23 protein-coding genes are annotated in these 26,611 nt (G+C 50.2%); 16 read left to right on the top strand and 7 right to left on the bottom strand.

From position 1 onward, the window contains the following. The first annotated feature begins 225 nt into the window (after nucleotides 1–225). From iolB to ACX93W_RS11050, 6 genes are all read left to right on the top strand, one after another. Nucleotides 226–1,041, top strand: a complete 816-nt coding sequence (iolB, locus tag ACX93W_RS11025; RefSeq protein ID WP_459392424.1) for a 5-deoxy-glucuronate isomerase — start codon at nucleotides 226–228, stop codon at nucleotides 1,039–1,041. 209 nt (nucleotides 1,042–1,250) lie between these two features. Then, nucleotides 1,251–2,258: a LacI family DNA-binding transcriptional regulator gene (locus ACX93W_RS11030; RefSeq protein ID WP_459392425.1), complete on the top strand. Its 1,008-nt coding sequence runs from the start codon at nucleotides 1,251–1,253 to the stop codon at nucleotides 2,256–2,258. 446 nt (nucleotides 2,259–2,704) lie between these two features. After that, nucleotides 2,705–3,139, top strand: coding sequence for a hypothetical protein (locus ACX93W_RS11035; RefSeq protein WP_459392426.1), 435 nt, complete (start codon nucleotides 2,705–2,707; stop codon nucleotides 3,137–3,139). An 8-nt stretch (nucleotides 3,140–3,147) separates the two neighbouring features. Further along, nucleotides 3,148–5,031, top strand: coding sequence for a stalk domain-containing protein (locus tag ACX93W_RS11040; RefSeq protein ID WP_459392427.1), 1,884 nt, complete (start codon nucleotides 3,148–3,150; stop codon nucleotides 5,029–5,031). A gap of 192 nt (nucleotides 5,032–5,223) precedes the next feature. After that, nucleotides 5,224–5,868, top strand: coding sequence for a GntR family transcriptional regulator (locus tag ACX93W_RS11045; protein ID WP_459392428.1), 645 nt, complete (start codon nucleotides 5,224–5,226; stop codon nucleotides 5,866–5,868). A gap of 40 nt (nucleotides 5,869–5,908) precedes the next feature. Continuing rightward, nucleotides 5,909–7,078: a helix-turn-helix domain-containing protein gene (locus ACX93W_RS11050; protein WP_459392429.1), complete on the top strand. Its 1,170-nt coding sequence runs from the start codon at nucleotides 5,909–5,911 to the stop codon at nucleotides 7,076–7,078. Nucleotides 7,079–7,286: 208 nt separating this feature from the next. Here ACX93W_RS11050 and ACX93W_RS11055 read toward each other — a convergent pair whose 3' ends face one another. Then, nucleotides 7,287–8,192 (bottom strand): RraA family protein, encoded by a 906-nt coding sequence (locus tag ACX93W_RS11055; RefSeq protein WP_459392659.1) that lies wholly within the window; start codon nucleotides 8,190–8,192, stop codon nucleotides 7,287–7,289. Nucleotides 8,193–8,631: 439 nt separating this feature from the next. Between ACX93W_RS11055 and ACX93W_RS11060 the strand changes: the two genes are divergently transcribed. The 4 genes from ACX93W_RS11060 to ACX93W_RS11075 all read left to right on the top strand — a co-directional run bounded on the left by ACX93W_RS11060 (nucleotide 8,632) and on the right by ACX93W_RS11075 (nucleotide 12,816). Next, the gene (locus ACX93W_RS11060; RefSeq protein ID WP_459392660.1) at nucleotides 8,632–9,522 is read left to right on the top strand and encodes a carbohydrate ABC transporter permease; all 891 of its coding nucleotides are present in this window, start codon (nucleotides 8,632–8,634) and stop codon (nucleotides 9,520–9,522) included. After that, complete coding sequence (locus ACX93W_RS11065) at nucleotides 9,519–10,349, top strand: carbohydrate ABC transporter permease (RefSeq protein WP_459392430.1); 831 nt, start codon at nucleotides 9,519–9,521, stop codon at nucleotides 10,347–10,349. Before ACX93W_RS11060 ends, ACX93W_RS11065 begins: the two co-directional genes overlap by 4 nt. Nucleotides 10,350–10,483: 134 nt before the next feature. Further along, nucleotides 10,484–11,803 (top strand): ABC transporter substrate-binding protein, encoded by a 1,320-nt coding sequence (locus ACX93W_RS11070; RefSeq protein WP_459392431.1) that lies wholly within the window; start codon nucleotides 10,484–10,486, stop codon nucleotides 11,801–11,803. A gap of 26 nt (nucleotides 11,804–11,829) precedes the next feature. Further along, the gene (locus ACX93W_RS11075) at nucleotides 11,830–12,816 is read left to right on the top strand and encodes a mannonate dehydratase (RefSeq protein WP_459392432.1); all 987 of its coding nucleotides are present in this window, start codon (nucleotides 11,830–11,832) and stop codon (nucleotides 12,814–12,816) included. Between the two features lie 121 nt (nucleotides 12,817–12,937). Here ACX93W_RS11075 and ACX93W_RS11080 read toward each other — a convergent pair whose 3' ends face one another. The 6 genes from ACX93W_RS11080 to ACX93W_RS11105 form a co-directional block, all read right to left on the bottom strand. Beyond that, on the bottom strand, nucleotides 12,938–13,426 hold the full coding sequence (locus ACX93W_RS11080; protein ID WP_459392433.1) for a DMT family transporter: 489 nt from the start codon (nucleotides 13,424–13,426) through the stop codon (nucleotides 12,938–12,940). Further along, complete coding sequence (locus ACX93W_RS11085; RefSeq protein ID WP_459392434.1) at nucleotides 13,423–14,130, bottom strand: Crp/Fnr family transcriptional regulator; 708 nt, start codon at nucleotides 14,128–14,130, stop codon at nucleotides 13,423–13,425. Before ACX93W_RS11085 ends, ACX93W_RS11080 begins: the two co-directional genes overlap by 4 nt. A 271-nt stretch (nucleotides 14,131–14,401) precedes the next feature. Then, a complete protein-coding gene (locus ACX93W_RS11090) occupies nucleotides 14,402–14,824 on the bottom strand; it encodes a DMT family transporter (RefSeq protein ID WP_459392435.1) in 423 nt (140 codons plus the stop codon). Nucleotides 14,825–15,051: 227 nt separating this feature from the next. Further along, nucleotides 15,052–16,437 (bottom strand): mandelate racemase/muconate lactonizing enzyme family protein, encoded by a 1,386-nt coding sequence (locus tag ACX93W_RS11095; RefSeq protein WP_459392436.1) that lies wholly within the window; start codon nucleotides 16,435–16,437, stop codon nucleotides 15,052–15,054. Nucleotides 16,438–16,472: 35 nt separating this feature from the next. Then, a complete protein-coding gene (locus ACX93W_RS11100) occupies nucleotides 16,473–17,258 on the bottom strand; it encodes an SDR family NAD(P)-dependent oxidoreductase (protein ID WP_459392437.1) in 786 nt (261 codons plus the stop codon). A gap of 101 nt (nucleotides 17,259–17,359) precedes the next feature. Further along, complete coding sequence (locus ACX93W_RS11105; RefSeq protein ID WP_459392438.1) at nucleotides 17,360–18,151, bottom strand: SDR family NAD(P)-dependent oxidoreductase; 792 nt, start codon at nucleotides 18,149–18,151, stop codon at nucleotides 17,360–17,362. Nucleotides 18,152–18,387: 236 nt separating this feature from the next. Here ACX93W_RS11105 and ACX93W_RS11110 point away from each other — a divergent pair, with 236 nt between their 5' ends. The 6 genes from ACX93W_RS11110 (at nucleotide 18,388) to ACX93W_RS11135 (ending at nucleotide 26,576) form a co-directional block, all read left to right on the top strand. Then, nucleotides 18,388–20,829 carry a sensor domain-containing protein gene (locus tag ACX93W_RS11110; RefSeq protein WP_459392439.1) on the top strand — a complete coding sequence of 814 codons (2,442 nt, stop codon included), beginning with the start codon at nucleotides 18,388–18,390 and terminating at the stop codon, nucleotides 20,827–20,829. A 220-nt stretch (nucleotides 20,830–21,049) separates the two neighbouring features. Further along, entirely contained in the window at nucleotides 21,050–21,838 is a 789-nt protein-coding gene (locus ACX93W_RS11115; protein WP_459392440.1) for a GDSL-type esterase/lipase family protein, read from the top strand. Further along, nucleotides 21,835–22,749: an ABC transporter ATP-binding protein gene (locus ACX93W_RS11120; RefSeq protein ID WP_459392441.1), complete on the top strand. Its 915-nt coding sequence runs from the start codon at nucleotides 21,835–21,837 to the stop codon at nucleotides 22,747–22,749. The genes ACX93W_RS11115 and ACX93W_RS11120 overlap by 4 nt, the downstream gene beginning before the upstream one ends. Then, entirely contained in the window at nucleotides 22,742–23,713 is a 972-nt protein-coding gene (locus ACX93W_RS11125) for an ABC transporter permease (RefSeq protein ID WP_459392442.1), read from the top strand. The genes ACX93W_RS11120 and ACX93W_RS11125 overlap by 8 nt, the downstream gene beginning before the upstream one ends. Nucleotides 23,714–23,745: 32 nt before the next feature. Then, nucleotides 23,746–24,411 (top strand): SGNH/GDSL hydrolase family protein, encoded by a 666-nt coding sequence (locus tag ACX93W_RS11130; RefSeq protein WP_459392443.1) that lies wholly within the window; start codon nucleotides 23,746–23,748, stop codon nucleotides 24,409–24,411. A gap of 437 nt (nucleotides 24,412–24,848) precedes the next feature. Then, nucleotides 24,849–26,576, top strand: coding sequence for an ABC transporter ATP-binding protein (locus tag ACX93W_RS11135; RefSeq protein ID WP_459392661.1), 1,728 nt, complete (start codon nucleotides 24,849–24,851; stop codon nucleotides 26,574–26,576). The last annotated feature ends 35 nt before the right edge of the window (nucleotides 26,577–26,611 follow it).

Genomic DNA, 26,611 nt, shown 5'->3' on the forward strand with positions numbered 1-26,611 from the left:
CTATATAAGTTGAACTAATAGGAACAAGTGTTAGGCCAGAGGGTGAATGGTTCTGGAGAAAAGTGATGCTTACGTAGCGAGGTTTTCCAGAACGTTTGTAGCGACATTCTTCCAGAACGTTTTAAGCGGTCCCTTTTTTTCCCGGATTCTAACATTAGACCCTATCATTCAGAGATATCTGGGAACAACAGCGATCATCAAGCACAAGCGAAAGGAGAGAGGCAAATGGCATCAAAACTGATTGTGCCCCAACTTGAAAATCCCGGCGTAGACGGTGTTGCGCTGGATATTACGCCGGAATCGGCCGGCTGGACGTATGTCGGGTTTAAAATCGTAAAGCTGGAGGCAGGACAAAGCTTTAGTGCGGAAACGGGAGATCGAGAGGTTTGTTTGGTGCTGCTGAGCGGCAAAGCAAACGTAGCGACTGGCAAGGCGGAATGGCGGGATATCGGCGAGCGGATGAGCGTTTTTGAAAAAATACCTCCTTATTCCATATATGTGCCGGGCGATGACCGGTACGAGGTTTCTGCCTTAACGGAGCTGGAGCTAGCGGTATGCTCGGCGCCCGGCGGCGGCGATTATGAAGCAAGGCTTATATCGCCGGAACAAGTTGGCGTTGAGGTACGTGGCAGCGGCAGCATGGAACGGCTGGTGCAGAACATTTTGCCGGAGAGCCATCCCGCTCACAGCCTGCTGGTTGTTGAAGTTTTTACGCCGGAAGGAAATTGGTCCAGCTATCCTCCGCACAAGCATGACAGGGACGCATTGCCGGAGGAATCGCTGCTAGAGGAAACGTATTATTTTCATGTTAATCCAGGGCAAGGCTTTGCGATTCAAAGGGTCTACACCGATGACCGAAGTCTGGATGAAACGCTTGCCGTCAAGGACGGACAGGCGGTGCTGGTGCCGGGAGGCTATCATCCCGTTGCGGCTCCGGCCGGATATGAGGTCTATTATTTGAATGTAATGGCTGGCCCGACCCGGACATGGAAATTTTATAACGATCCCGACCATGAGTGGCTGTTCCCAAAACGTAAGTAGGCTTGAATCACCGGGCAAATTGGTCTTTGAAACAACCGTTTCAGTTTTCGTCAGATAACGTCTCTCAGATAACGTTTTTATACCTTCTGGTTGGGATTGCCAAAACCGGCCTCGCCCCATCATAATAGAGTAAATGATTCCGGATGAGCGCAACTCTTTATTTTCGGGAAATCTGCCGTGTGAAAATAGGAAGCAGTGGGGAAATCGATATGAAAGCGACCATTTATGATATTGCAAAAGAAGCCGGCGTCTCGATAGCGACTGTCTCTAAAGTCATCAACGCCAAGGGCAAAATCAGCCAGGAGAAACGCAGCGAAATCATAGCGATTATGGACCGGATGAATTATCAGCCCAGCGTCATCGCTTCTGCGTTAACCGGCAAACACACGTATACGTTGGGTTTGCTGATTCCGGATATCGCCAACCCGTTTTTTGCGGAGGTGGCCCGGGCAGTGGAGCAGCGAGGACATGAGCTTGGCTACAGCGTCATCATATGCGGCACGGACAACCGGCATGAACGGATCGAGCAATACATTTCCGTGCTGGGCCAAAAGCAGGTCGACGGCATTATCATCGGCACAGGCGTTGGCGATACCTCCGTCTTGCGGGACAACGCTTGGAAAACGCCAACCGTTATGATTGGCCGAGAAGCTTATTCCGGCGCCAAGGCTCATACGGTCGTTTCCGATGACTGGCAGGGCGGCCGCGATGCGGCGGAGCATCTGCTGGAGCTGGGACATCGGCGGTTGGCCGTTCTGTCCGAAAGCCTGGATATCAGCAGCAGCAGGGAACGGCTGCGCGGTTTCCGTGAGCGGTTATCGGAGGAGGGCATTGAGCTGCGTGACGATAGGGTGCGCCAGTGCAAATATCGGGTGGAGGACGGGCGGCGGCAGGCAAGGGAGCTGCTGGCTCAGGATGAACGGCCTACGGCGCTGTTTTGCTGCAATGACCTGCTGGCAATAGGCGCGCTTCAAGCAGCCAAAGAGGCCGGTATCCCTATCCCGCAGCAGCTATCCGTCGTCAGCTTTGACAATACCATTCTTGCTTCCGTTACCGATCCGCCGCTTACCTCCGTTGCTCAACCGGTCGAAAAGCTTGGAGCCGCCGCCGTAGAGCTGCTTCTCGCCGAATTCCGGGAGCGCCAGGTGCAGACGCAGCGCATCTCCTTGCCCACGGAGCTAATCGTTCGGGCTTCCACGGCAGCGCCTGCGAGCTAACAATATATTCTAATCTCAAAAATAGCTGGAGGAAACGGTGGCGGTTCCGATTCTCTCCAGCTTTTTGTATGCTTCGCTTATAACTTGCTCCTCAAACACTAGTGGGCATTACGTTAATACATCAACCGGATACGAAAAAGCAGCTGACTTTAATTCTAACGGCCATTTATGACCGTTACAGTCTGAAAAACGCAAATAATCATATCTATTTTGGTTGTAATGGACAGAAATGTCCGTTACAAAATTAAAATCCTTGAAAATGACCTGTAATGGTCATAATTGACCATTAGAAAAACTTTCGTTAGCTATGTCCTAAGTCCCATGTGTGTGATAGAGTGATAAAGTAGCGGTTGTTTCCACATTGTGGATAGCTTGGACATGCGAGTATATCCCTTGGACAAGCAGCCGCTGACATATCCTCATGTTACATAAATGGAGTGAAGCAGATGAAGTTTAGAAAAATGTTCTTGTTATCGTTTATTTCTATCTTTATTTTTGGAAGCGCGGGCTTTCATGCTGCTGTTGTTCAAGCTGCTGATTCCCATGAATACCGGGAGCATGATTACCTCGTAAATATTTTAAAGGACGGGAACGGGGAGAACCGCGTCTTCGGATTTTCGACGAACAACAAACTGACCGCCTCCAATACCAGTCTGCGACTGTATATCAATGCAATGGAAGCGGATGCCAAGGATTATGTTGTGGATTACGACAACTATACCATTACCTTAAATAATGCGCCTTACAGCGGCGCTGAGCTTCATATTAAATACGGCATTATCCCGGCTTTGAATGGACTGAAGGCAAGTCAGGCACTTCAAATATCGGTATTGCCTTGCCTGAGGGAGATGGCTCCACGCGGACGTTTCCTGTACCTCTAAACTACGCGTTGAGTTCCACCAAAAACGTCAGCCTGTACATTAACGAAACGAAGGTAGCCTCATCGCGATTTACGTTTAATGCAAAAACCAATACCGTAACACTATCCGAAAAACAGCAAGCGCCGTATTCCGGTTCCAAAATCTATTTCTATATCCCAGAAGCCTCAATTACCGGTCCTCTTGTGCCTTCCGGAGGATCGACAGAGAATCCGGCTTCGGGAGGGGCAGGAAATCCGACTGCCGGAACACCAACTGCAACGCCAAAACCAACCGCAACGCCAAAACCAAGCGCAACGCCAAAACCAAGTGCAACGCCAAAACCAAGCGCAACGCCAAAACCAAGCGCAACGCCAAAACCAAGCGCAACGCCAAAACCAACCGCAACGCCAAAACCAAGCGCAACGCCAAAACCAAGTGCAACGCCAAAACCAAGCGCAACGCCAAAACCAAGCGCAACGCCAAAACCAAGCGCACCGGTTGCTACGACTTCACCGGGAACAGCAAGCCCGGCTCCGGGTAAACCTTCGGAGCCACTAGCCCAAGTTCCGACGGGAGAAGCCTATCCAGGCAGTATTTTTATCGGATCGGGAAGCACGTTCACTGTGAATTTGTCTGCATCAGCCGCCAGCCCAGGCTACTACTCCTATTTGATCGTTAAAAACGCCAGCGGACAGGTTGTGAGGCAAATCAGGATTGAACCAGGCAGCACTTCCAGCTACCCGATTGAGAAACTGGGACTTCCGACAGGCGGATATTATTGGTATCTGAAGACGGCCAGTCAGTCAGGAGGCTTGTCCGCTTCAGTCCCTCAATTTGTTACGGTTAACCACGAACCAAAAAATATCCAGGTATACATTGAAGGAGTGAAGCAGGTTTACATGCAGCCTCCGGTCAATTCCAAGGGGAACGTGCTCGTTCCGCTGCGGGGAATCTTTGAGTCGTTGGGAGCCACCGTGAAATGGAACAGCTCCACTCAAACGGTCACGGCAACAAGAGGAGGGCGGACCATCGTGCTGACGATTGGCTCTAAAACCGCCTATATTAATGGAGTCGCCGTAGCCTTAAGCGTTGCGCCTCAACTAATTAACGGCTTCACCATGGTGCCAGTACGGTTCGTCAGTGAAGCATTCGGCGGAGAAGTCGAGTGGAGCGGGGACACCGGTTCGGTTGTCGTTTTTCAAAACAAGCCATCCGTTCCTACATCCGTTGAAAGCGAGCAGCCTTCTGCCGAAGCAACAGAACCGGCAGAAAGCGAGAAGCCTTCCGCCGGGGTAACAGAACCGACAGAAACCGAGCCATCCAATACTTCGCCTATATTAAACAACATATCGAAGGGCATTACCGCTTCCACCGATATTGTATTTGTTATAGACGTAACGGGCAGTATGGGGGAAGTTATCCACTATATCAAAGAAACCGTTAAAAGCTTCGTGGATTCCGTCCCTGCAGGCTCCAATTTTGCAGTTGTTGCCTATCGGGACATTAACTATTACGAATATGGCTATCCTGCTTTGAAGGATTTTGATTTTACCCAGGATAAAGATAAGCTGAAGGGTTATTTAAACAAATTGGTGGCCTATGGCGGAGGAGATGAAGAGGAATCCGGCCTGGAAGCTATTCATACGGCAGCTTATATACTCTCGGAATTAGGCAGCGCCAACGATAAACGGATCATATTCGTTACCGATGCTCCCGTCCATGATTCTCGCCCAAAGTCTGACTTTACTCTTAAAATAACAACCGATATGCTGAAGGAAGACAAGATTGTAGTTGATGCCATCGCTCCCAAAAGCGGCTACGTCAACAAACAGATTAACCAATTGGTTAAAAGCAATCCCGGCGGCGTTCTGTACGATATTAAGGATGCCTCGGTACTCACGTTAAAAAAGTGATGCATTGGTTGCGCCGCTGCGCTTAGCAGATATTCGCGAGCTGCAGCAAACCCATCCATTCAATAAAGGAGCTTCCCTTTTGGGCAGAGCTCCTTTTTTCTGTAAAAAGTGGTTGCCAACAAAAATGTAAGCGCTTATAATGGAGAAGTAAAGATTATCGATAATCGATAATGCGGAAAGGGATGTGGGCCCATGCAGGGAATAACGGCAGAAACTCCTGTTCAATCCATCAGCGAGCAAGTTTTCCTCAGGCTGAAGAAGCAAATTCTTTCCGGCGAGCTGCAGCCCGGCACAAGGCTGCTTGTCCTTCAAATCGCCAAGCAATTTGATGTCAGCCAGGCGCCCGTAAGGGAAGCTCTGGAACGTCTGAAGCAATCAGGGTTTATTACGGGAGTCCCCAATAAAGGCTCCGTTGTATCCGCTATTTCCAGCAAAGAAATCAGGGATATCTTTGCTTTGAGAGAGATCATCGAAGGTTTTGCCGTCAAAAAAACGATGGAAACCTTGACGGAAAATGATTTTGTTTATCTGGAGTCCCTTATTGCCAAAATGCAGGATGCCCACGAACAAAATGACATTTTATTGATTTTGGATCTGGATATGGAGTTTCACGGTTTCTTTTACAGTCGATGCGACAATCAGGCCATCTTTGAGCTTTGGAATCATATGAAACAAAAGGTGATGCGTTTTATGGCGGTTTCCAATCGTTATTTTACGACGGATGAACTGGCGGAATGGCATATGATTTTGATTCGTTCTATTCGTTCAGGCGATCCGGAAGTTGCGGCCAAAGCTTTTGTCGAACACATGCATTCTTATAAAACCATTCATTATTAAAGTCCATGTCGTTAATCTTCTACAAAGGAGAGAATGGAGCATGCTGAACGGTGAATTGCTGTTTGAGAAGAGGGTTGTTCTTGATTTGATGCGCGATCGCTTTTTGAGCGAACTCGTATCCGGCGGAGGAAAGACGAGAAGTAATGTAAAAGAACAAATGACCATGCTTGAATTAAATCCGTATTTTGTGTTTCCCGCCATTGCGCTGGCAGAGCCGGTTGCACGGTTTCAGGACGAACGCGAAAAGCTGGTTTTCGTGGAATCGGTACGTGACTATTTGCGTCAGCATGCAGGCACGGGAACCGTTGTATTCATGGATAAGGAACAACGGCTTGGCTTGCTTTTTTCCTGGAAATCAAAAGATTTGCTGGAGAACGTGAGGGATATGTTGTCCGGGCATTTCGGACAAAGCATTGCCATCGCGGTAGGCAAGCCGTGCAATCATCTGAAGGATGTATTCCAATCCTACAACCAGGCGGCAGAAGCGCTTCGCGACAAGTTTTATTATGGCGCGGGGGAAATTATTTATTTTAACGCGCCTTTCCGTTACGAGACGGTTCAGCAATATCCGATGGATAAGGAAAAAGAGCTCTACAATGATTTTGTAGCAGCCGAAAATGAAGAGGATATCGGAGCGGCCGTTGCGCGGTTTTACGCCAGCGCACTGGAAAACGGGAGAGTGGAGCCAGCAAGTCTTTACGATCTGACGGTTCGGCTGCTGGTCGGCCTTGAGAAGCGCGCTGTTGCGGAATCCGGAACGTTTGGCGCGTATGAAAAGTTTCAGATCATGTCCGTTATTCGGCTTGGCACGCTTCAGGAAATTCAGGATTACGTTGGCGGCTTTCTGAACGGTCTCAAAGGGGCGATCGCTCCGGGTCAAAGGGAAAGCCACTGCAGCATCATCAAAAAAACGATCAAATACATGGAGCAGGAATGCAGCCAGGCATCCCTGCAAAACGTTGCCCAACAAGTCTATATGACGCCTACTTATTTGAGTCTGCTGTTCAAGTTGAATACGGGGAAGACGTTTATCGAACATCTGACGGACATAAGGATTGAAAAAGCCAAAGACATGCTGAAAAGCACGCATTTTAAAAACTATGAGGTGGCCGAGAAGGTGGGATATCAGGACTCCCGCTATTTCAGTCAGATATTCAAAAAGAAAGTAGGCCTTTCGCCAAGCGAATACCGCGAATCCGTTGGCAATTAACGCGTGGCGGTTAAAGTGCCGCGATTTAAACGCGGCCATAGCGGCGTGGCCTTGTTAAGTAATGCCGGAAGCTCAGTCTGGGGGGACTGCGCTTTCGGCTTTTTTTCGCATGCAGAATGATGTGAGTCTAGACATTGCACTGCGGCGGCGACCCCAGGAAGCTTGGCGCCAGCGTTTGCCGGCGCCAAGGGGAGGCTGCCGCAATCCATTACAGCCTGACGTCAGATTGCGGGCCTTCCGTATTGCGGTTGCGCGCTTCCTCCAACTCCTCGTCCCATGTCAGATGGCGGTATTTGGCCGCAGCCTCGTCATTATGGAACCAATTCATGAAGTCGTCCCATAACGCAACATCCCAAGCGGCGTCGATTTGCGCCGTGGAATAAACGCTGTCTCTAAGGCGTACAAACCCGAATACATCTCGCACCTGCGACTTCTCCGCTTGCACGACAGTCAGCTCCGCCAGATGCGGCGGGATGAAGATCACGCCGGCCGGCGTACCCAATACGACATCGCCCGGCAAACAGATCGCTTTGCCAATCCGCGTCGGCGTATTCATGCCAACCATCGTGACGTCGGCGATAGCCGTTGGATCGCTGCCGCGGTAATAAATGTTGATATTGTCGATTTCGGAGATCTGCTGATTGTCGCGGATGCCGCCCCATACCACCGCGCCGCCTCGTTTGGTGCGGGTTGATATGGCGGTTGACAGGTTGCCGCCTACATACGTGCCCAGATGAACCTTGTCAAACATATCGACAACAACGACATCATCCTCAACAAGCGTATCGATCACCCATTGATTAAAAAAGCCTTTCCGGCCTTCCTGCTCAAAGCCGTAATTCAGCAAAGTTTCATGAAGGTCCGGCCTTTTGGGCACCATAACCGCAGTGACGGCGCGGCCTACCATTATTTGCTCGGGACGCGTGATTTTGAAATCGCCTTCAAATTGAAAGGCGTATCCCCGGTTCCACAGAGGACCCCAGGCTTCTTCCAATGTAATATTGCGCATGCGCCTTAAAACGTCCTCCGGCACCTTCGGCCGTCCATTCGGGAAACGTTCGCCCTTCCATAACGGCGTCAGCTGGATAATATCCTCGGGATTATCGAATTTCATGTTGAGCACCTCATCCTTCAGGTATTTGGTTAAGGCGTACATGCAGCCTTCTAAAGCAGGCATGCATACATGCCTTTGCCACCGGTCAAGCCGGTTTATACCCCTATTCTCAAGGAAGCGCTCCCATTTGTACATGCGAGTTTCTTATTGCTTTTCCGGCTTCCTATGAATTTTCCCACCTTGGGGCGTTTGCAAACACGACGTAAGGCAAGCTTAAAAATCACACTATATAAAATTCTACCTTTTCGTAAATTCTTCTGCTTCCTCAATGTAACCGCTTTCGTTTAAAGTAAGGGAACAAGCACAACATGAATTGCTGTCAAAATAGGCAATCTAAAGAAAAGGCGCTATACCGAACGGGTATACAAAGGAGGGGACAGTTATCCGAACGACTACTGGGAATTTCGCCGGATCAGGGAAGAGAAGTTTAAGATCAAAGCTGGGGTCATCCATAAACCTGGCAGGATATGTGTTTATATCGCCCTGGCTGATCGGATTTCTGCTGCTGACATTATGGCCGATCGCACAATCGTTTTATCTTTCCTTCACCAACTATTCCTTGCTGGACGATCCCGTCTGGACGGGAATGGACAACTACACCAGAATTTTCACAAGTGACGCCACCTTTCGCAAATCGCTTATTGTTACCTTTATGTTCGTCCTGTTTTCCGTACCGCTAAAGTTGTTCTTCTCCTTGCTTGTGGCGATGGCGCTGAACAAAAACTTGCGGGGCATGAATCTGTACCGGACAGCGATTTATTTTCCTTCATTAATCGGGGGCAGTATCGCGGTTGCCGCATTGTGGCGCAATATGTTCGGAGCGGACGGCTACATCAACCAGGTGCTCTCCTGGTTCGGAATTGAAGGCACCGGCTGGATCGTTAATCCCGATACGGCTCTTGGCACGTTGATCCTGCTGAATGTTTGGCAGTTTGGTTCCACCATGGTTATCTTTCTCGCAGGCTTGAAGCAGGTTCCGCAGGAGATGTATGAAGCGGCTTCCGTTGACGGAGCGGGCAAGATCAGAAAGTTCTGGAGCATCACGCTTCCGATGCTTTCGCCGGTTATGTTCTTCAACCTGGTGCTGGGCATTATCAACTCCTTCCAGACCTTTACCGCCGCATTTATCGTAACAAAAGGCGGACCGATCAACGCCACCTATGTTTATGCGCTATTCCTGTATGAAAAGGCGTTTAAGCATTATCAAATGGGCTACGCCTCGGCATTGGCCTGGATTCTGCTAGTTATTGTTGCCGCATTAACGGCGCTTAACTTTTTTGCCTCCCGATATTGGGTATTCTATGAATCGGATGGGAGGAAGGCAAAATGATGACATGGCGCTCGAGACTAACCAATCACGTCTTTTTGACGGCATTTTCATTGCTGATGCTTTATCCCGTCATCTGGTGGGTGGGCGCTTCGCTCAAAAAAACATCGGAGCTTAGCTTGCCGACAATCTGGCCTTCTGTGCCAATGTGGGAAAACTACACCAAAGGCTGGATGTTTTCCGCGGACTACACGTTTGCCCACTTCTTCGCCAATACGCTCTGGATGGAGCTGTGGAATGTAGTAGGCGGCGTTACGACTGCCGCAATCGTCGCTTACGGCTTTGGTCGGCTGAACTTCAAGTTTCAAGGACTATGGTTTTCTATCCTGCTGCTCACCATGATGCTGCCTGGACAGGTAACGGTTGTTCCTCAATATATCCTGTTTAACAATTTTGGATTTGTCGACAGCTACATCCCGCTGATCCTTCCGCATTTTTTTGGCGGCGGCGCGTTTTTTATCTTCCTGCTGGTCCAGTTCATTCGCGGCATTCCGCGCGATCTGGATGAAGCGGCAACCATCGACGGAGCAAGCGTTTACGGCATTTTCTGGCGCATCGTGCTGCCGCTGCTCAAACCGGCTCTTGTCACCGTCGGTATCTTCACTTTCATCTGGAGCTGGGATGATTTCTTCTCCCAAGTGCTTTACCTAAGCTCGATCGACAAATTTACCGTCGGTTTGGCGCTCCGGATGTTTATTGACCAGTTTGATATCCAGTGGGGACAATTGCTTGCGATGTCGCTGCTGTCTGTCATCCCATCGGCTATAATCTTCTTCTTTGCGCAGAAGCATTTTGTCGAGGGAATAGCAACAACAGGCTTAAAGGGGTAACACTAGAAAGTGTGAGTTCAAAAAGTTCGCTTTTCAGTGCCATATTCGATGCTGATCATGCCGTCAGGCATGCTGCGTAATGGAAAGTGGACTTTTTGAACAACCTCAAAAAAAGATAAAGGGGATGTTGAAACATGAAGAAAAAAACGTACAGCAGTGCCGCTTTATTGCTTGCATCCACAGTAGCTCTTAGTGCCTGCAGCGGCGGGGGTTCCTCCGCTCCTAGCGCAAGCCCGGGCGGAGCATCCTCGACTCCTGGCGGAAGCGCAGGCGGCGAAACAACGTTAAGCATTATGTGGTGGGGCTCCGACGCCCGTCATGAAGCAACGCAAAAAGCGCTTGAAATTTATTCGACGCAATTCCCGAATATCAAATTCAAACCTGAATTTATGGCTTGGGACGCGTATTGGACAAAATTGCCGACTCTGGCCGCATCCAAATCCATCACCGATGTTTTGCAGATGGACGCCGCCTACATCCAGGAGTATGTAACACGCGGACAGCTTGAAGATTTAACGGATATCGACTTGACCGGCATTGTAGACGCCAACGTAATCGAAAATTTGAAGATGGACGGCAAGTTGTACGGCATTCCGCTCAGCTTGAATTCGCAGGGCATGGCCTACAACAAAGAGGCGCTTGAGGAATACGGCATTCCGCTTCCTCAAACCAACTGGACCTATGAGGAATACTTCCAATGGGCCAGAGATGCCAGCGCCAAACTTCCCGACGGCAAATATCCGATTGGCGACGTAAACACATGGGACGGCTACAACTTCTATCAAACCGCAATGGGCAAGCCGCCGATGATGGCGGATGGAGGCAAAACGTTTACGCTGGACAAAGAAACGTTCACTACGATGTTTGAGACGTATGCGAAGCTGCGTGAGGAAGGCGTAGTGCCGCCTGCCGAAAAAACAGCGGCATTCCTGGAAAATGACCCGCAAGCGGATCCTGTAGCTACCGGTACGGTTATGGTCAGATCCGCAACGACCGGCTCTGTCGGCGCATTGGAGCAGCTGATGCCGGGCAAGCTGGGCGTGGTCAATATGCCGGGCGGTCCTGCAGGCGCAGGATGGGCGCAATCCACCATCTTCCTGAGCGTAAGCGCCAATTCCAAAAACAAAGAAGAAGCCAAAAAATTCGTGAAATGGTTCATCACGGACAAAGAAGCGGGAGCCGCTCTTGGCCTGACTCGCGGTATTCCAATCAATCCGGAAATCTACGCGGCAATCGAGCCGACATTGGAACCAAAGGATAAGCTGGGCAAAGACATCTATGACCAATCCGTTGAAAAAGCAATGCCTTTCTACTCCGTAGCGGCTGGCTTCACTGAATATGTCGATGCATTCAAAAAAGAGATCGATGCCGTTATTTTCGGTCAACAGTCTATTGAATCCGCTTATAACAATTTGAACAATCTGGGCCAGGATTTGTCTAAGCGGGCTCAGTAAAGACGCAGCAGGAGGTGCCGTAAACGATGCAGTTGGCCGAATTTTTTACGATTCAACCCGACCGTCTTTGGAAAATTGCCAAGCAATTAGGCGTCAATTATGCCGTATCCGGACTTGCGTGGGATGAAAAAATAGAAAAACCTTGGGATCTGATGCCCCTGATCCGGATGAAGCAGCGTTTTGCCGACGCCGGAATCGATTTGACCGTTATTGAATCCATGCCGCCAAGCAACGAAATCAAGCTGGGCACAGCGGGCAGAGATCGGGAAATCGAACAGTTCCAACAGTTTATCGTCAACATGGGTTCGGCGGGCATCAAGGTGCTGTGCTACAACTTTATGGCGCAATTCAACTGGTTCCGCACCTCCACAACAACCCGCACCCGGGGAGGAGCGCTAGTATCCAGCTATGACCATAGTTTGATGCAAGGCGCGCCTTTGACGGAAGCGGGGATTGTGACAGAGGATCAGCTTTGGGAAAACCTCCATTATTTTATGGAACAAATTGTCCCGGTTGCGGAGAAAGCGGGAGTGAAGCTGGCGCTTCACCCCGATGATCCTCCCATTACGCCAATTCGCGGTGTATCCCGGATTTTACGCAGCGCTAACGCCCTGCAACGGGCAATCGATCTGGTGCCGAGTCCGGTTAACGGCATTACGTTGTGCCAAGGCACGCTTGCGACAGCTGGCGATCATATTCCATCCGTAATCCGGCATTTTGCAAAGCAGGACAAAATCTTTTTTGTTCATTTCCGTGATGTGCTGGGAACGCCGGAGAAGTTCGAGGAAACCTTCCATGATGCAGGCAAAACGGATATGCTTGAAGCCATGCATACGTACTACGAGGTAGGCTTCCGCGGTCCGGTCCGCCCCGATCATGTTCCGACGCTTGAAGGAGAAGACAACAGCAATCCTGGTTACGAACTGCTTGGCCGTCTGCACGGCATCGGGTATATGGCCGGGCTGATGGAAGCGGCGGAAGCCAGACTGAAGGAGCAAGGCAAACAAGGGTAATGATCTAATGAATAAACGGTCGGATTGCCGGTATCGCCTCCATTGATGGGAGGGGATACGGCAGCCCGGCCGTTTTTTCTGGCTTTTCTTGTTGTTGAGCACGCTGTTGTTTAAGTAAGGCTTAACTGACATTTTCCTGGCTTAACTGCGTCGGCTTTTGAGTTGTTTCCGCAGCGCGCGGTTTTGCTTTGAACAAAATCAAACCGCAGATCAATACAACTGCGCCTATTGCTTTTTGCGGAGTGAACGCCACCTTATCCAATCCAAACCATCCCATGGAATCCCACCATAACGCGCATAACATCTGTGAAGCCATAACGATGGAGATCGCATAGCTTGGTCCCAGCAGTCTGACTCCTCTCACTACGCAAGTGACAACGCCGATCCCCAGCAATCCGCTAAACCAGAACCAAGGCTGCATGGGCTTAAATGAAAAAAAGCTGCTGCCTTCAAACACGATGCCCATAGCGGCTGAAGCCAGAAATCCCATCCCCAACACAAGCATGGTGGTGACATGCGGACTTGCGGATTCATTCACTTTGTTGTTAAACATCGTTTGCACGCTTACTAAAGAGCCTGCAGCCAAAGCCATCAAAACGCCCCATATCATATTCTTCGATCTCCGTTCTCATAAATATTGACGCCGGCTACGTCGGTTAACCGCTTGCGATCCTTCACAATAAGGACTTTCTTGCTGCGCTCCACCAGTCCAGCCTGGCAAAATTGCTGCAGCACCCGGTTTAAGTGACGATAGCTCGTTCCGATCAGATTAGCCGCATCCTTTACATTCGTCATGCTAATATTGCCGTCTGCGCCCGCTGCGTCTTCGTCCGACAGGGACAGTAAATAACTGGCTAATCTGACCTCGACGGGATGCAGCAGATTTTTGCTAAGCGAAACCGATTTGGAATAAAATTTTTGGGTAACCAAATGCAAAATAAATCGCAAAAACGAGGCGTCGTCGCTTTGGTTTAACCAGCGTTTATGAAGAGCGAGCGATTCTACGCGCGATACCGCCGTTACCGTGTTAAGGTTCACTTTACCGCTCAAGCATTCAATTTCGCCGATCACATCCAGCGGGACGGTGAAGTTAACCAGCAGTGTTTTGCCTTCCGCCGAGTTTGTGAACACTTTAACCTTTCCTTGTACAATAAAATGAATATATTGAGCTTCTTCCCCTTGCAAGCAAAGGTTTTCCTCCGGTTCAAAACGGTACAAAACCAGCCGTTCCTTCAATCCGCCGGGCAAAACGGCATTTAGCCCAAATTCTGCGAGATATTGGGTGATCCGCTCCGTCTCCTCCAGCTTTTTCATGCCATGCCCCCTCCATAAAACAAAATGTTTGCGGACTGTATAAGTAGACTAAAGGTAAGCGCACAGGCAGGCAGAGTGTGAAAGATTCCTGAGAAAAGCATATGCTTACGAAGTAACGTTCTTCCAGAACGTTTCAAGCGTTCGCCTTTGTTCCCGGATTCCAACAATACACCTAATAATTAAAGGGAATCTGGAAACAACAGCGATCGAAAGAACTTTTCACACGGCGACAGCCCATGCTTGCTTAAACTCTTTTGTTCGACTTTTACAGTCAAGCCAAACATAATATCCCAATAACCATCAATCCCAATCCCGCCCACTGCTGCATCCCAAGCCGAAGGGAAGAGGCGCCGAAAATACCGCTTTTCTCCAGCATCAGTGTCACCGCGATTTGGGAAATCAAAACAGCGGATACGGTTAAAGCAGCTCCATTTATATGAAACGCCGTGATGTTGCTAAACAGTATAAATGCCGCAAAGGCTCCGCCGAACAGATAAACCGGCTTTACCTGGTTTAACTTTTTATAGGATTTATCGCGAAGCAGCCAAACAATCATAAATGCGGCGACAAATCCGGTACCCTGTGTAAGAGCGGCAGCTTGCCAAGAGCCGATGCTTGCGCCGATAGCCGCATTAGCTGCGCCTTGCAGCGTTAGAAAAGCACCGCCTAAACAAGCGTATATAACTCCCTTCATTTCCAATCCTCCATCCTTTATCTACCTTGCTTAATTAATGTAACGGCAAGTTGGGATCAGGTAAAGGACATATGTCCTAAAATAATGGATTTGGCTTTGATCTGCAAAAAAGCCGGCAAACACTTGCGTCGGCAAAACAAAAAAGGCGGTGCAAGGGAGGTTGCCCCTGCTCCGCCATCTTCAGTTTTTCCTCAATAAACACGGTTGCTGGCAACATCGCCAGCTGCTTAACTCCAAAGTCTGTCGTTGGAGTTGAAATGGTTCCATTCATCTGTCGAAGCCCACACCCCGGGCACTTTAGGATGCAGATGCTGGGCCAATACCTCATCATTCAAATCCTCAATGCCAAGACCAGGCGCATCGCTTAATGCAATGAAGCCGTTTTGCACCAGCTTGCCTGGCTCTTTGCGAATGATGATATCATCCCACCACGGCACCTCGCAGGAGTGGTACTCCAGCGCAAGGAAGTTTTCGGTGGCTGCCGCAATATGGGCCGCCGCCAGACAGGCAATGGGGCTTTCCGCCATATGAATCGCCATTGCTACGCCGTAATCCTGAGCCATGTCGCCGATTTTTTTCGTTTCCAGAATGCCGCCGCTTGTCAGAACGTCGGGATGGATAACAGAGACGCCGCCGGCTTCCAGCAACGGTCTGAAATTTTCCTTCAGATAAATATCTTCGCCCGTACAAACAGGCGTCGTTACGGAGCGTGCCAGCTTGGCGTATTGATCGGTATATTGCCAAGGCAGCATGTCCTCCATCCAGGCCAGATTGTATTTGTCGATTCGGCGGCCAAGCTTGATGCAGTCCTCCAGACCGATATGTCCAAAATGGTCAATGGCAAGCGGTACCTCATAGCCAATTACGTCTCGAACCTCCGCCACGTATTGCTCCAGCATGTCCAGTCCCTTTTCGGTAACATGGATCGCGGTAAATGGGTGGGCGATATTGTACATATCGTAGTGCTGATTGCGTAGTTTGCGCAGCTCGTCCTCCGCAGCTCCGTTTTTCAGTCCTTGATAGTAGCCGCGCGATGCGCTTCTCATTTCCTCCAGAAAACCAATAGGGGCGCTTAACGTGCCTGGCTCATGAATAATCTGCCCGATGCCAAGGTCCATTTTCAAGAAGGTAAATCCTTGCTCCATACGTACTTTGAGCGCATTGCCCATTGCGGTTCCGGTATCCTTGCCGTCCACATCAGTATCGCAATACATTCTGATTTTGTCGCGGAACTTGCCGCCTAACATTTGATAAATCGGAATTCCGTAAGCTTTGCCGGCAATATCCCAAAGCGCGATTTCCAGGCCGCTGACGCCGCCGCCTTGACGGGCATGTCCTCCAAATTGCTTGATGCGGCGGAACAGCTTGTCGATGTTGCATGGATTTTCGCCCAGAAGACGGCTTTTGAGCACTTGAGCATAAATTTTGTCGGCGCCGTCCCGCACTTCTCCAAAGCCGGTAATGCCCTGGTTCGTATACACCTTGATCAAGCTGCTGTGAAAAGGACCGCCGGTTATATCCGTAAACCGGATATCCGTAATTCGCAAATCCGATGGACTGGAATGAGTCCGGACATTAGCTAAAGCATCCTCGAACGTTTGCTGACTGGTCATTGCATTCACTCCCGGTTTGTTGATATTGTCGGCCTCTACATTAACATGCTGGCTCCGTCCAGCCGAACGGCGGACCCGGACATAAAATCATTTTCGTCATCGGCAAGAAAGCACACAAGCTTGGCGACGTCAGTCGGCAAGCCGACCCGCCCTAGCGGAAATCTTGTTGTAACCGGCGGAGCTTCCTTCAGAAGCTTTGCGCGTTCGCTGTCCGGGATAATCGCTTTGGATTCCCGCGCGCTTTGTTTGCCGACATTGATATGGCCCGGCTCGATGACATTGACGGTTATGCCGTATTTCGCAAATTCAATAGCGCTTTCTCTCGCCAACATGCGAATGGCGCCTTTGGTCATGGTATAAACCGCATCAAAGTCGGTGGGGCGTTTGCTATGAACCGATGACATAATGATGATGCGCCCGCTGCCGCTTTCCTTTAAGAGAGGCAAGGCGGACTGCATGCATTGCCAATATCCTTTTACATTGGTGGCCATAAGCCGGTCAAAGGACGTTTCGTCATAATCAAAAAAGTCGTAATTCAACTGAAGCGCCGCGTTGTTAACCAGGATGTCCAGCCCGCCAAGCTGCTCTGCCGCGTTTTTCATCATGGCTTTAATCTGTTCGCCGCTTGAAACATCGGCTTGCACAATGCAGCATTCTCCGCCGAACTCCAGGATTTGCCGCTGTGTTTCCAGAGCGCCGGCGTCGCTTCTGTTATAGTGTATGGCGACCTTGACGCCTTTTCTCGCCAGTTCAACCGCGACGCATTGGCCAATTCCGGTGCCGGCCCCCGTCACCAATGCCCGTTTTCCCGAAATCCCCATTCCAAACCTCCTTTCCTCCTTATCGTTAACCCTGGAAAAGTGGTGCGGCAGGGGACGAAAAGGCGGTGATAGATGCCCTTGAGTGAGTTTTTTGACACGACCTAGGGGGCCGGCTTTGGTTTCTTCATTTTAAAATTCATATAGTGCAGCAGAAAGCCGCCGTCAAAAGCAATGTCCGCGCCGTTTAAATATCTGGCTTCGTCGGAAGCCAGATACAGCGCCAGCTCCGCCAAATCGTCTCCGTCTCCAAGCACAGCGTTTGGCACTTTGTATCTGTAGTCGTTGTAGAGTGTGGAAAAATCGCTGTGGAACAGCTCGTCATCTCCCTCAAAGGGACCGATTCGCACGGTATTGACGCTGATGCCATATCGTCCAAGCGCCAGTGCAGCCTCCTTTGCCAGCATGCCGACCGCGCCTTTGGCGATACTGTAAGTAAATGCGGACCCGGTGGGCTTCTCCGCGTGGATCGAGGAGAGGTATATGATTTTGCCTTGTTCTCTCTCTCTCATGCTTCGCCCCGCAGCTTGCGTGCTGATAAAAGCTGTTTTGGCATTTGCATCAAGGCTTTCCCAAAAGGATTCTTCCGGGCAATGTTCAACCGAGGCGCGGATTACCGTGCTGTTATTGTGAATCAATACGCCAAGAGGCCCAAGAATCGATTCTGCGCCGGCTAGCATTTTTTCCGTTTCGGCCCGCTTCAATAAATCGCAGTTTACGGTCACGTAAACCGAGCCTTCCCGGTCAAGCAAAGCCAGCTCCTCTTGGATATTCGCCCCGCCGGAAGCGCTGTTCAGCAAAAAACGCGCGCCTTCCCGGGCAAAGCGCGCAATGATGCCGCGACCCGTGTCGCTGTCCGCTTCCGTTATCCATACTACTTTGTCCTGAAGTCTCATAGATCCCCTCCATCCGTAAGGCATAGCTGATTTCACAGATGTACAGTTTTATCTTATCTCTACGGCAAGTGTAATGGCGATGCTGTAAAGTTATGATTTTGTTTGTTTTTTTGACCACATAACCCATTTAATAAGAGATTAGCGGCTAACGAAAAAAATGTAAGACCAACGATAGGGTACATGCTATAATGAGAATAAGGTCTTCAGACCTATTGCGCAGGATGAGGTGGACAAGGATGCGGGGCGTATTAACAGAAATGAAGGATATCCGATTTGCACTATCCGCTTTGGAGGAATCCTCCATTGTAGCCGTACTGGATAAAAACGGACATTTCATTGATGCAAATTCTAATTTTTTCCTAACATCCAAATTAACGCTTAACGATATAATCGGCCAGCCGTTTTATTGCCAGCCCTCTGAAGAGCATTCGGAGAAGAGCTTTCACCATATGTGTACGGAACTGAAATCGGGTAAAGTCTGGAGGGGAGAAACCAGACATCAGGCGGGCGATGGCAGCGAGTATTGGCTTCGCAGCACAATCGTTCCGGTTGGGGATAATGCAGGCGAGCCCAGCCGGTTTGTTGTAGTCTCCACAGAAATAACAGGCAGCAAGGCGGTCGAGGAAGCTAACGCCAAGCTGATTGAGGAAATGCTGTATATTCGCAATGCATTGGACGAGTCTTCAATCGTTGCCATTACGGATCAGCGGGGCATCATAACATCGGTTAACAGGAAATTTTGTGAAATTTCCCAATACAGCCCTGACGAATTGATCGGCAGGACGCATCGGAAAGTTAATTCCCACTTCCACACCAAAGCTTTTTTTAGGGAGATGTGGGAAACAATCAGCAGCGGACGGATCTGGCGGGGCGAGGTTAAAAACCGGGCAAAGGACGGCAGCGATTATTGGATGCATACGACGATAGTGCCTTTTATGAATGAAACAGGAAAACCGTATCAATATATTTCGATCCGCACGGACATTACGCAACGCGTAGATGCAGAGACGGCTTTAACCGACGCCTTGCGAAACGATTTCCGCCGAACCGTTCAACATATGCAAAACGGCGTTTTCAAAATCGTGGCCCATGACGACGGGGACATCCGGTTTGTTTTTTGCGAAGGAAAACTTGCGGAACAGCTGGAGCTTACGACGGAACAGGTTTTCGGCAAACGGCCTCACGACTTGTTTGAGAATGAAACGGCGGAGCAGTTGACAGCCCATTGCCGGCGCGCGTTTGCGGGCGAATCCGTTAATGCCGAAATCGAAAACGATGGAAGTTTTTATTATTTCTCTCTTTCTCCCATTATTGAAGGCGAAAAAGTTGTGGAAGTGGTCGGCTCTATGCTGGACATTACCGAGAGGAAAAAGGCAGAGGAGCAGATTCGTTATTTGGCTCATTATGATTCCTTGACGAATTTGCCTAACCGGACCTTGTTCTATCAGGAGCTGTCGGGCGTTCTGGAGAAGGCCAAAGTCGAGAAGGAACGGATCGCCATTATGTTCGTGGATCTGGACCGCTTCAAAAATATTAATGACACCTTTGGTCATTCAACCGGCGACGCCTTGCTTCAGGCCGTAGCCCGACGTTTGGCGTCATGTTTGCGCCCCGGAGATTCCGTCTCCAGGCTTGGCGGCGACGAATTCGCCATCTTTATGCCGGGCATTACGCGCAGAGGCGCGGCGGATATCGCCCACCGGATTATCGAGAAGGTGTCGGAATCCGTTTTGCTGGGCCATCTGGAGGCTTACATAACGCCAAGCATCGGCATATGCATGTACCCCGACGACGGCGGCGACGTAGAATCGCTGTTGAAAAGCGCGGATGCGGCGATGTATCTGGCCAAGGACAAAGGGAAAAGCAATTTTCAATTTTTTACAAAAGGACTCAGCTATTCCGTCGCCTACAAGGTCAGGCTGGAGAGCGATTTGCGCAAGGCGCTGGAGCAGGAGCAATTTGCTCTTTATTACCAGCCGCAAATGAACATGCAAACGGGCCAAATCGTCGGGATGGAGGCGTTGATCCGCTGGCAGCATCCTGAGCTGGGCACAATCCATCCCGTACAGTTCATTCCTATCGCGGAAGAAACGGGGTTGATCGTCCGCATTGGGGAGTGGGTATTTCAAACGGCGTGCCGTCAGGCTATGGAATGGCAGAAGGCCGGGCACCGCGATTTGTCGATGGCGGTTAACATATCGCTTCGCCAATTCATGCAAAGCAATCTGATTGACATGCTGACCGGGATTTTGCAATCCACGGGGCTTTCGGCCAAACATCTGGAGCTGGAAATATCGGAGAGCATGGCAATGGACGCCAATCATACGCTGCGAACGCTAAAAGGAATCAAGGGTTTGGGCATTAACGTCAGCATGGACGATTTCGGCACGGGCTACAGCTCGTTAAGCTACTTGAGTCAATTCCCGATCGACAAGCTGAAGATCGACCAGTCCTTTCTCAGCAGCGGAAGCCCGCGGAACAAAGCGATTGTAAAGACCATTATTGACCTGGCGAATAATCTGGAAATCGCCGTTATGGCAGAAGGCGTGGAATCCCAAAGCCACGTCGATTTTCTCAAGGATTTGACCTGTCATGAAGCGCAAGGCTACTACTTCAGTGAGCCGTTGTCAACGGTGGAAGCCGGCGCTTTTATCCAGCGATACAAAAATGTAATGTAAGGGGGAACGGCCATTTGGCCGCTCCAGGGAGCACGGGGTCGCCCCCCTCAAAAGTCCTTAGGTTCTATTTTAAACGGCACCTCCAACTGTTAGAACGTGTCTAACAATCGGGGGTGCCGTTTAATGCCCCCTGGGGACTTTTGTATATGGACGGTATTTTGTTTTACAATCAGAGAGAAGACTTGATGTCAGCATGGAATGGACAGGGGGAGACGCGGATTTGAAGAACAAGAGCGCAAGCATCATGATTGTACTGTCGGCAGCGGCATGTCTGCTTTGTTTGACTGGTTTAGGCTGGCTGTTATGGGGACAAGCAAGCGGAGACGGGGAAACGCCCCAAACTGCGGTGCCAGCGGAAATCCCTGCAAAAACGGAAGGGTTGTCTATCGTTGCGCTTGGCGACTCATTGACCAGAGGAACCGGCGACAGCAAAGGCAAGGGGTACGTCGGTTATTTGAGCGATTGGCTCAAGGAGGAATACCCGGAAGTAACTGTTAGCAATTTGGGCATCAAAGGATATACCGCGCCCGAGCTCGCCGAGCAGCTTAAGCAGCCTGAAATCAGACGGCAGGTGGGCGGAGCGGATTATATTTTGCTTACCATTGGCGGCAATGATTTATTCCAGGGAGGCCGCGCTTTGCTGCAATTGGAGGAAGGCAACGGGGATGGATTGGGCGAAGGCTTTATCTCCAATCTGGACGGCATATTGAAGGAGATTCGATCCCTCAATGCCGAAGGGACAATTATGCTGATGGGCTTGTACAATCCGTTTCAGGATTTTAAGGAAGGCGATCTGGCTTCGGAGGTTGTTATGTCCTGGAACCAGGAGGTTTGGGACACGGCTGCGGCATACTCCGACATTATCATTGTTCCGACCTTTGATTTATTTCAGCAGTATGGCGCCGATTATTTGTTCAGCGATGGTTTTCATCCCAACGACAAGGGTTATCAGGCAATCGCGAAACGCTACTTGTCGTTGATGGTGCCGGAAGGAGGGTTGCCGTCATGAGCGCAGGAACCACCTTGAAAATTACAGGCCTCAAAAAAATGATCCGGGGCAAGCAGATCATTAAAGGGCTGGATCTGGAATTGAAAGAAGGCGAAGTATTCGGCTTTCTGGGCCCCAACGGCTCGGGAAAAACAACAACGATCCGAATGCTCGTTGGTTTGATCAAACCAACCTCCGGCGTGATCGAGATTTGCGGCCATAACGTTGCAACGGATTTTGCCCAGGCGATGAAGCATATCGGCTGTATTGTGGAAAATCCGGAGATGTACCCCTATTTGAGCGGCTGGGACAATTTGCGCTATTTTGCCGCAATGCTTCCCGATGTTGGCGAAAAACGGATTGCCAAAGTTGTTGAGATGGTAGCCATGCAAGAGCGCATTCATGATAAGGTCAGCACTTATTCATTGGGCATGCGGCAGCGTCTCGGCATCGCGCAGGCGCTGCTTGGCAGTCCGAAGGTGCTCATATTGGACGAGCCTACCAACGGCCTTGATCCGCTGGGCATACGTGAGATGAGAGCTTTTATCCGGCAATTGGCGGAGCAGGAAGGGCTGACTGTATTTGTATCCAGCCATTTGCTGCATGAAATTCAGTTGATGTGCGACCGGGTAGCGATTATTTCGCGAGGGGAGATCGTGCAGGTCGATACCGTACAAGGTTTGCTCTCCCGTCAGGAACGTTTGATTTGGAGACTGGCGCCTCTTGATGAGGGCAGAGTCATTTTGCAAGAAAACACGACTATTCTTGCGGAAGGCGAAGGCACCATTACGACAGCTTACTTAGAAAATGAAATCGGAGCCTGGAACAAACGTCTGGTAGAGGGCGGAGTCAGCGTTCTGGAAATGAATCGCAGATTGCCCGCGCTGGAAGACCTGTTCCTGGAATTGACGGGTGGTGGAGCGGATGTATAGCCTGATCCAGAATGAAATGACCAAGCTGATCGGCCGCCGCAAATTTATAATGGTTGGCTTGATCATTGCCGTGCTGCTGTGCCTGTTTGCGTACGCGCAGACGAAGCTGGCGGAGAGCATACGGGAACGCATTGGCGTTAGCGATTGGCGACAGGAGCTGCAGCAGCAGATTATCGATGGACAAAACCGGTTAAGCAATGCCGGCCCATGGCGCGAGCAGCTTCAAATCAGACTGCAGCAGCTGCAATATTACCTGGACAATGACGTCAATCCGTCGCAGCCGGGAGCGCCAACCTTTATTCGCGGGTTTCTGGAAAACTCGACGGAGCTGTTTCTGCCGCTACTGGTCATGATGGTAGCTGCGGATATGGTTTCCTCCGAACGAAGCCTTGGTACGATCAAGCTGCTGCTGACCCGGCCGGTCAGCCGGTTCCGGGTGCTGCTGAGCAAATATTTGACGCTGGTGCTGTCCGTCTCCATGATTATGCTGATTTATGGCATATTGACGTTTGCGATATCCGCCATTATGTTTGGCAACGACGGCTGGACGGCGCCCGTTCTCACGGGCTTCTCCTCCCAAGCCGGTGAGCTTGACGCCAGCGCGGTGCGCCTGATTCCGCAATGGCAATACATCCTTCATGAATTCGGGCTTGCGTGGTACGTATCGCTTGTAGTAGGCACGCTCTCTTTTATGCTGTCGGTGCTTATTCGAAGCACGGCCGCAGGCATGGGAGTTATGATCGCGTGCCTGATCTCGGGCGCAATCCTGAGCAATATGGTAGCTTCATGGGAATCGGCCAAATATTTGTTTATGGTCAATCTGGGCGTCATCGGATACCTGGAAGGCTCCTCTCCTCCGGTAGAAGGCATGACCTTGTCCTTCTCGCTGCTTGTTTTGCTAGTTTGGGCGCTTGGAGGACTTTTCACAGCTTTTGCCGTATTTATGAAAAAAGATGTGTATTAAACACCATATTCATTTAGGAGGCGCTATTAAAAATGAGCAAGAAACAGCCAACAATCTTATTTCAGGGAGACTCCATTACGGACGGGAACCGGGGGAGGGACAACGACCTGAATCATATTTTGGGACATGGCTATCCCTACCTGATTGCCAGCAAACTCGGCAGCTTGTATGCGGAGCATAATCCGCTTTTTATTAATCGAGGAATCAGCGGCAACCGCGTGTCGGATCTTTACGCGAGATGGAATGAAGACGCCATAAGCCTGGACCCGGACCTGATCAGCATTCTGATTGGCGTTAATGACGCCTGGCGCATTATGGCCGGGCAGCCGGAAGGCGTGACGGACCGCTTCGAGAGGGCTTATCGCCATTTGCTGGACGAGACGCTGGAGGTACTGCCCGATACGAAGCTGGTGTTGTGCGAGCCGTTTATACTGCCGGCGGGAGCAACGCTGGACCGCTGGAAAGAATGGCGGCGCAAGGTGGATGGCTATAGCGAAATCGTGCAATTGTTATGCGCTGAATACGGGGGTGTTTTTGTCCCGCTGCAAGAGGCGTTCGATACGGCTGCACAGCGGACCGCGCCGGAATATTGGCTGTGGGACGGGGTTCATCCTACAGCGGCGGGACATGACATTATTGCGGAAGAGTGGCTAAAGGCCGTCAACAGAAGCAAGCTTGATCTGTTTTTTACGACATAATCTTTTGTACTCTTCCAATGATTGAAATAGCGGCCTAAAGGGGCTGTCCAAAAAGCCGATCCGCGTATCTGATTCAATTAAAAACGCTAATGGACATCCGTGTCCGTTAGCGCTTATTTTTTAACTTTTTGCGTTTGTAACGGACATTGATGTCCGTTACAGTGAAAATTATCCAATAATTACCCATTTTAGGGCTCTAACGGACAAGGATGTCCGTTAGAATTTCAAAATCTGCGTTTTACGCGTCTAACGGACTTCCGTGTCCGTTAGAGCGTTTGACTTTTTGGACAGCCCCTTTTTTCATGTTAACGAAAGGGCTGCGGTTGTAAACAAATTTGGAGTAACGGTTTACTAAAAACGGAATTCAGTATATCATTGAGAATGATAATCATATCAATTAGATCATTGATCCCGGTGGAAGGAGCCTTACGTTGAACATTCTATACCGCTTTTATGCCTACTATCGTCCCTACAAGGGGCTGTTTCTGCTGGATTTCGGCAGCGCCATTATGGCTGCCTTGCTGGAGCTGATGTTTCCGCTGGCGCTTAATCTCGTCATCGACGATTTTTTGCCGAATAAGCAGTGGAATTGGATCCTTTATGCTTGTCTGGCTTTGTTAGGCATCTATGTACTCAGTTCTTTTCTGCATTATGTTGTTACGTATTATGGTCACAAGCTCGGCATCAACATCGAGACGGATATGCGCAAAAAACTTTTTGACCGCATACAAAAGCTGTCATTCCGCTTTTTTGATAATAACAAGACGGGCCATCTGGTGTCCAGAATGACCAATGACGTAATGGACATGGGCGAGGTGGCGCATCACGCTCCCGAAGACCTGTTTATTGCGATTATGACGCTGCTGGGAACCTTCGGCATTATGCTCAGCATCAACTGGAAGCTGGCGGTGCTGACGTTTATTATCGTTCCGCTGATGATCTGGATTTCTCTTTATTTCTCCCGCAAAATGAACGCGGCTTTTTCCAAAATGTTCAGCGATATCGCGGACTACAATGCCCGTGTCGAAAATAATGTCAGCGGCATGCGCGTTGTTCAGGCTTTTGCGAATGAAGATCATGAAATCCAGCGTTTTGCGGAAAACAACGAGCGTTTCCGTACAACAAAGCTGATTACATACAAGGTAATGGCTTGGCATTCCTCGATCAGCTTTATTATGACGAAATTTGTATCGCTGTTTGTCATTGTGTGCGGCTCCTGGTTTGTGTTGAGGGGAGATATGAGCTACGGCGGCTTTGTCGCTTTCGTCATGTTGTCCAACGTGTTTTTTGGTCCGATTAGAACGATCAATTCCATGATCGAGACCATTCCGAAAGGGTTGGCCGGCTTCAAGCGTTATCTGGAGCTGCTGGATACGGAGCCGGATGTGCAAGAGGACAAAAAAGCGGTCAACGCCGGACCGTTGAAGGGAAACATTCAGTATCGCAATGTCAGCTTCGGTTATGAAGAGGACAATAAGATTCTGAACGGTCTGAACTTGAACATCGCCGCAGGGCAAACCGTTGCGCTGGTTGGTCCTTCCGGCGGAGGCAAATCGACGATTTGCAGTTTGTTGCCCCGCTTCTATGATCCGGTTGAAGGGGATATTTCGATTGACGGCATGGATGTGCGTCATATGACCCTACGCAGTTTGCGCGAGCAGATCGGCATTGTGCAGCAGGACGTGTTCCTGTTCGACGGCACAATACGGGAAAATATTGAATACGGCAAGCTCGGCGCTTCGGAGGAGCAAATTTGGGAGGCGGCGGAACGCGCTCAACTCGGCGATTTGATCCGCTCCATGCCGGAAGGACTGAACACCTTGATCGGCGAGCGCGGCGTCAAGCTGTCGGGAGGACAGAAGCAGCGTTTGTCCATTGCCCGCATCTTCCTGAAAAATCCGCCGATTCTGATTTTGGATGAAGCCACATCGGCGCTGGACACCGAAACCGAAGCAGCCATCCAGCTTGCGCTTGCCGATTTGTCCCAAGGCAGAACAACGCTGGTAATCGCCCACCGTCTTGCCACGATTCGCAATGCGGACCGCATTCTTGTCATCTCGGATAAAAGCGTTGCGGAGGAAGGCACGCACGACAGCTTGCTTCAGCAAAACGGCATTTACAGCAGGTTGCATTACGGACATAGCCCTATCGGCGCGGGCGTATAATACACAACACTGTTATCGGTAAGGGAGCCAATTGG

The sequence above is a fragment of the Paenibacillus sp. CAU 1782 genome (genome assembly GCF_054551715.1).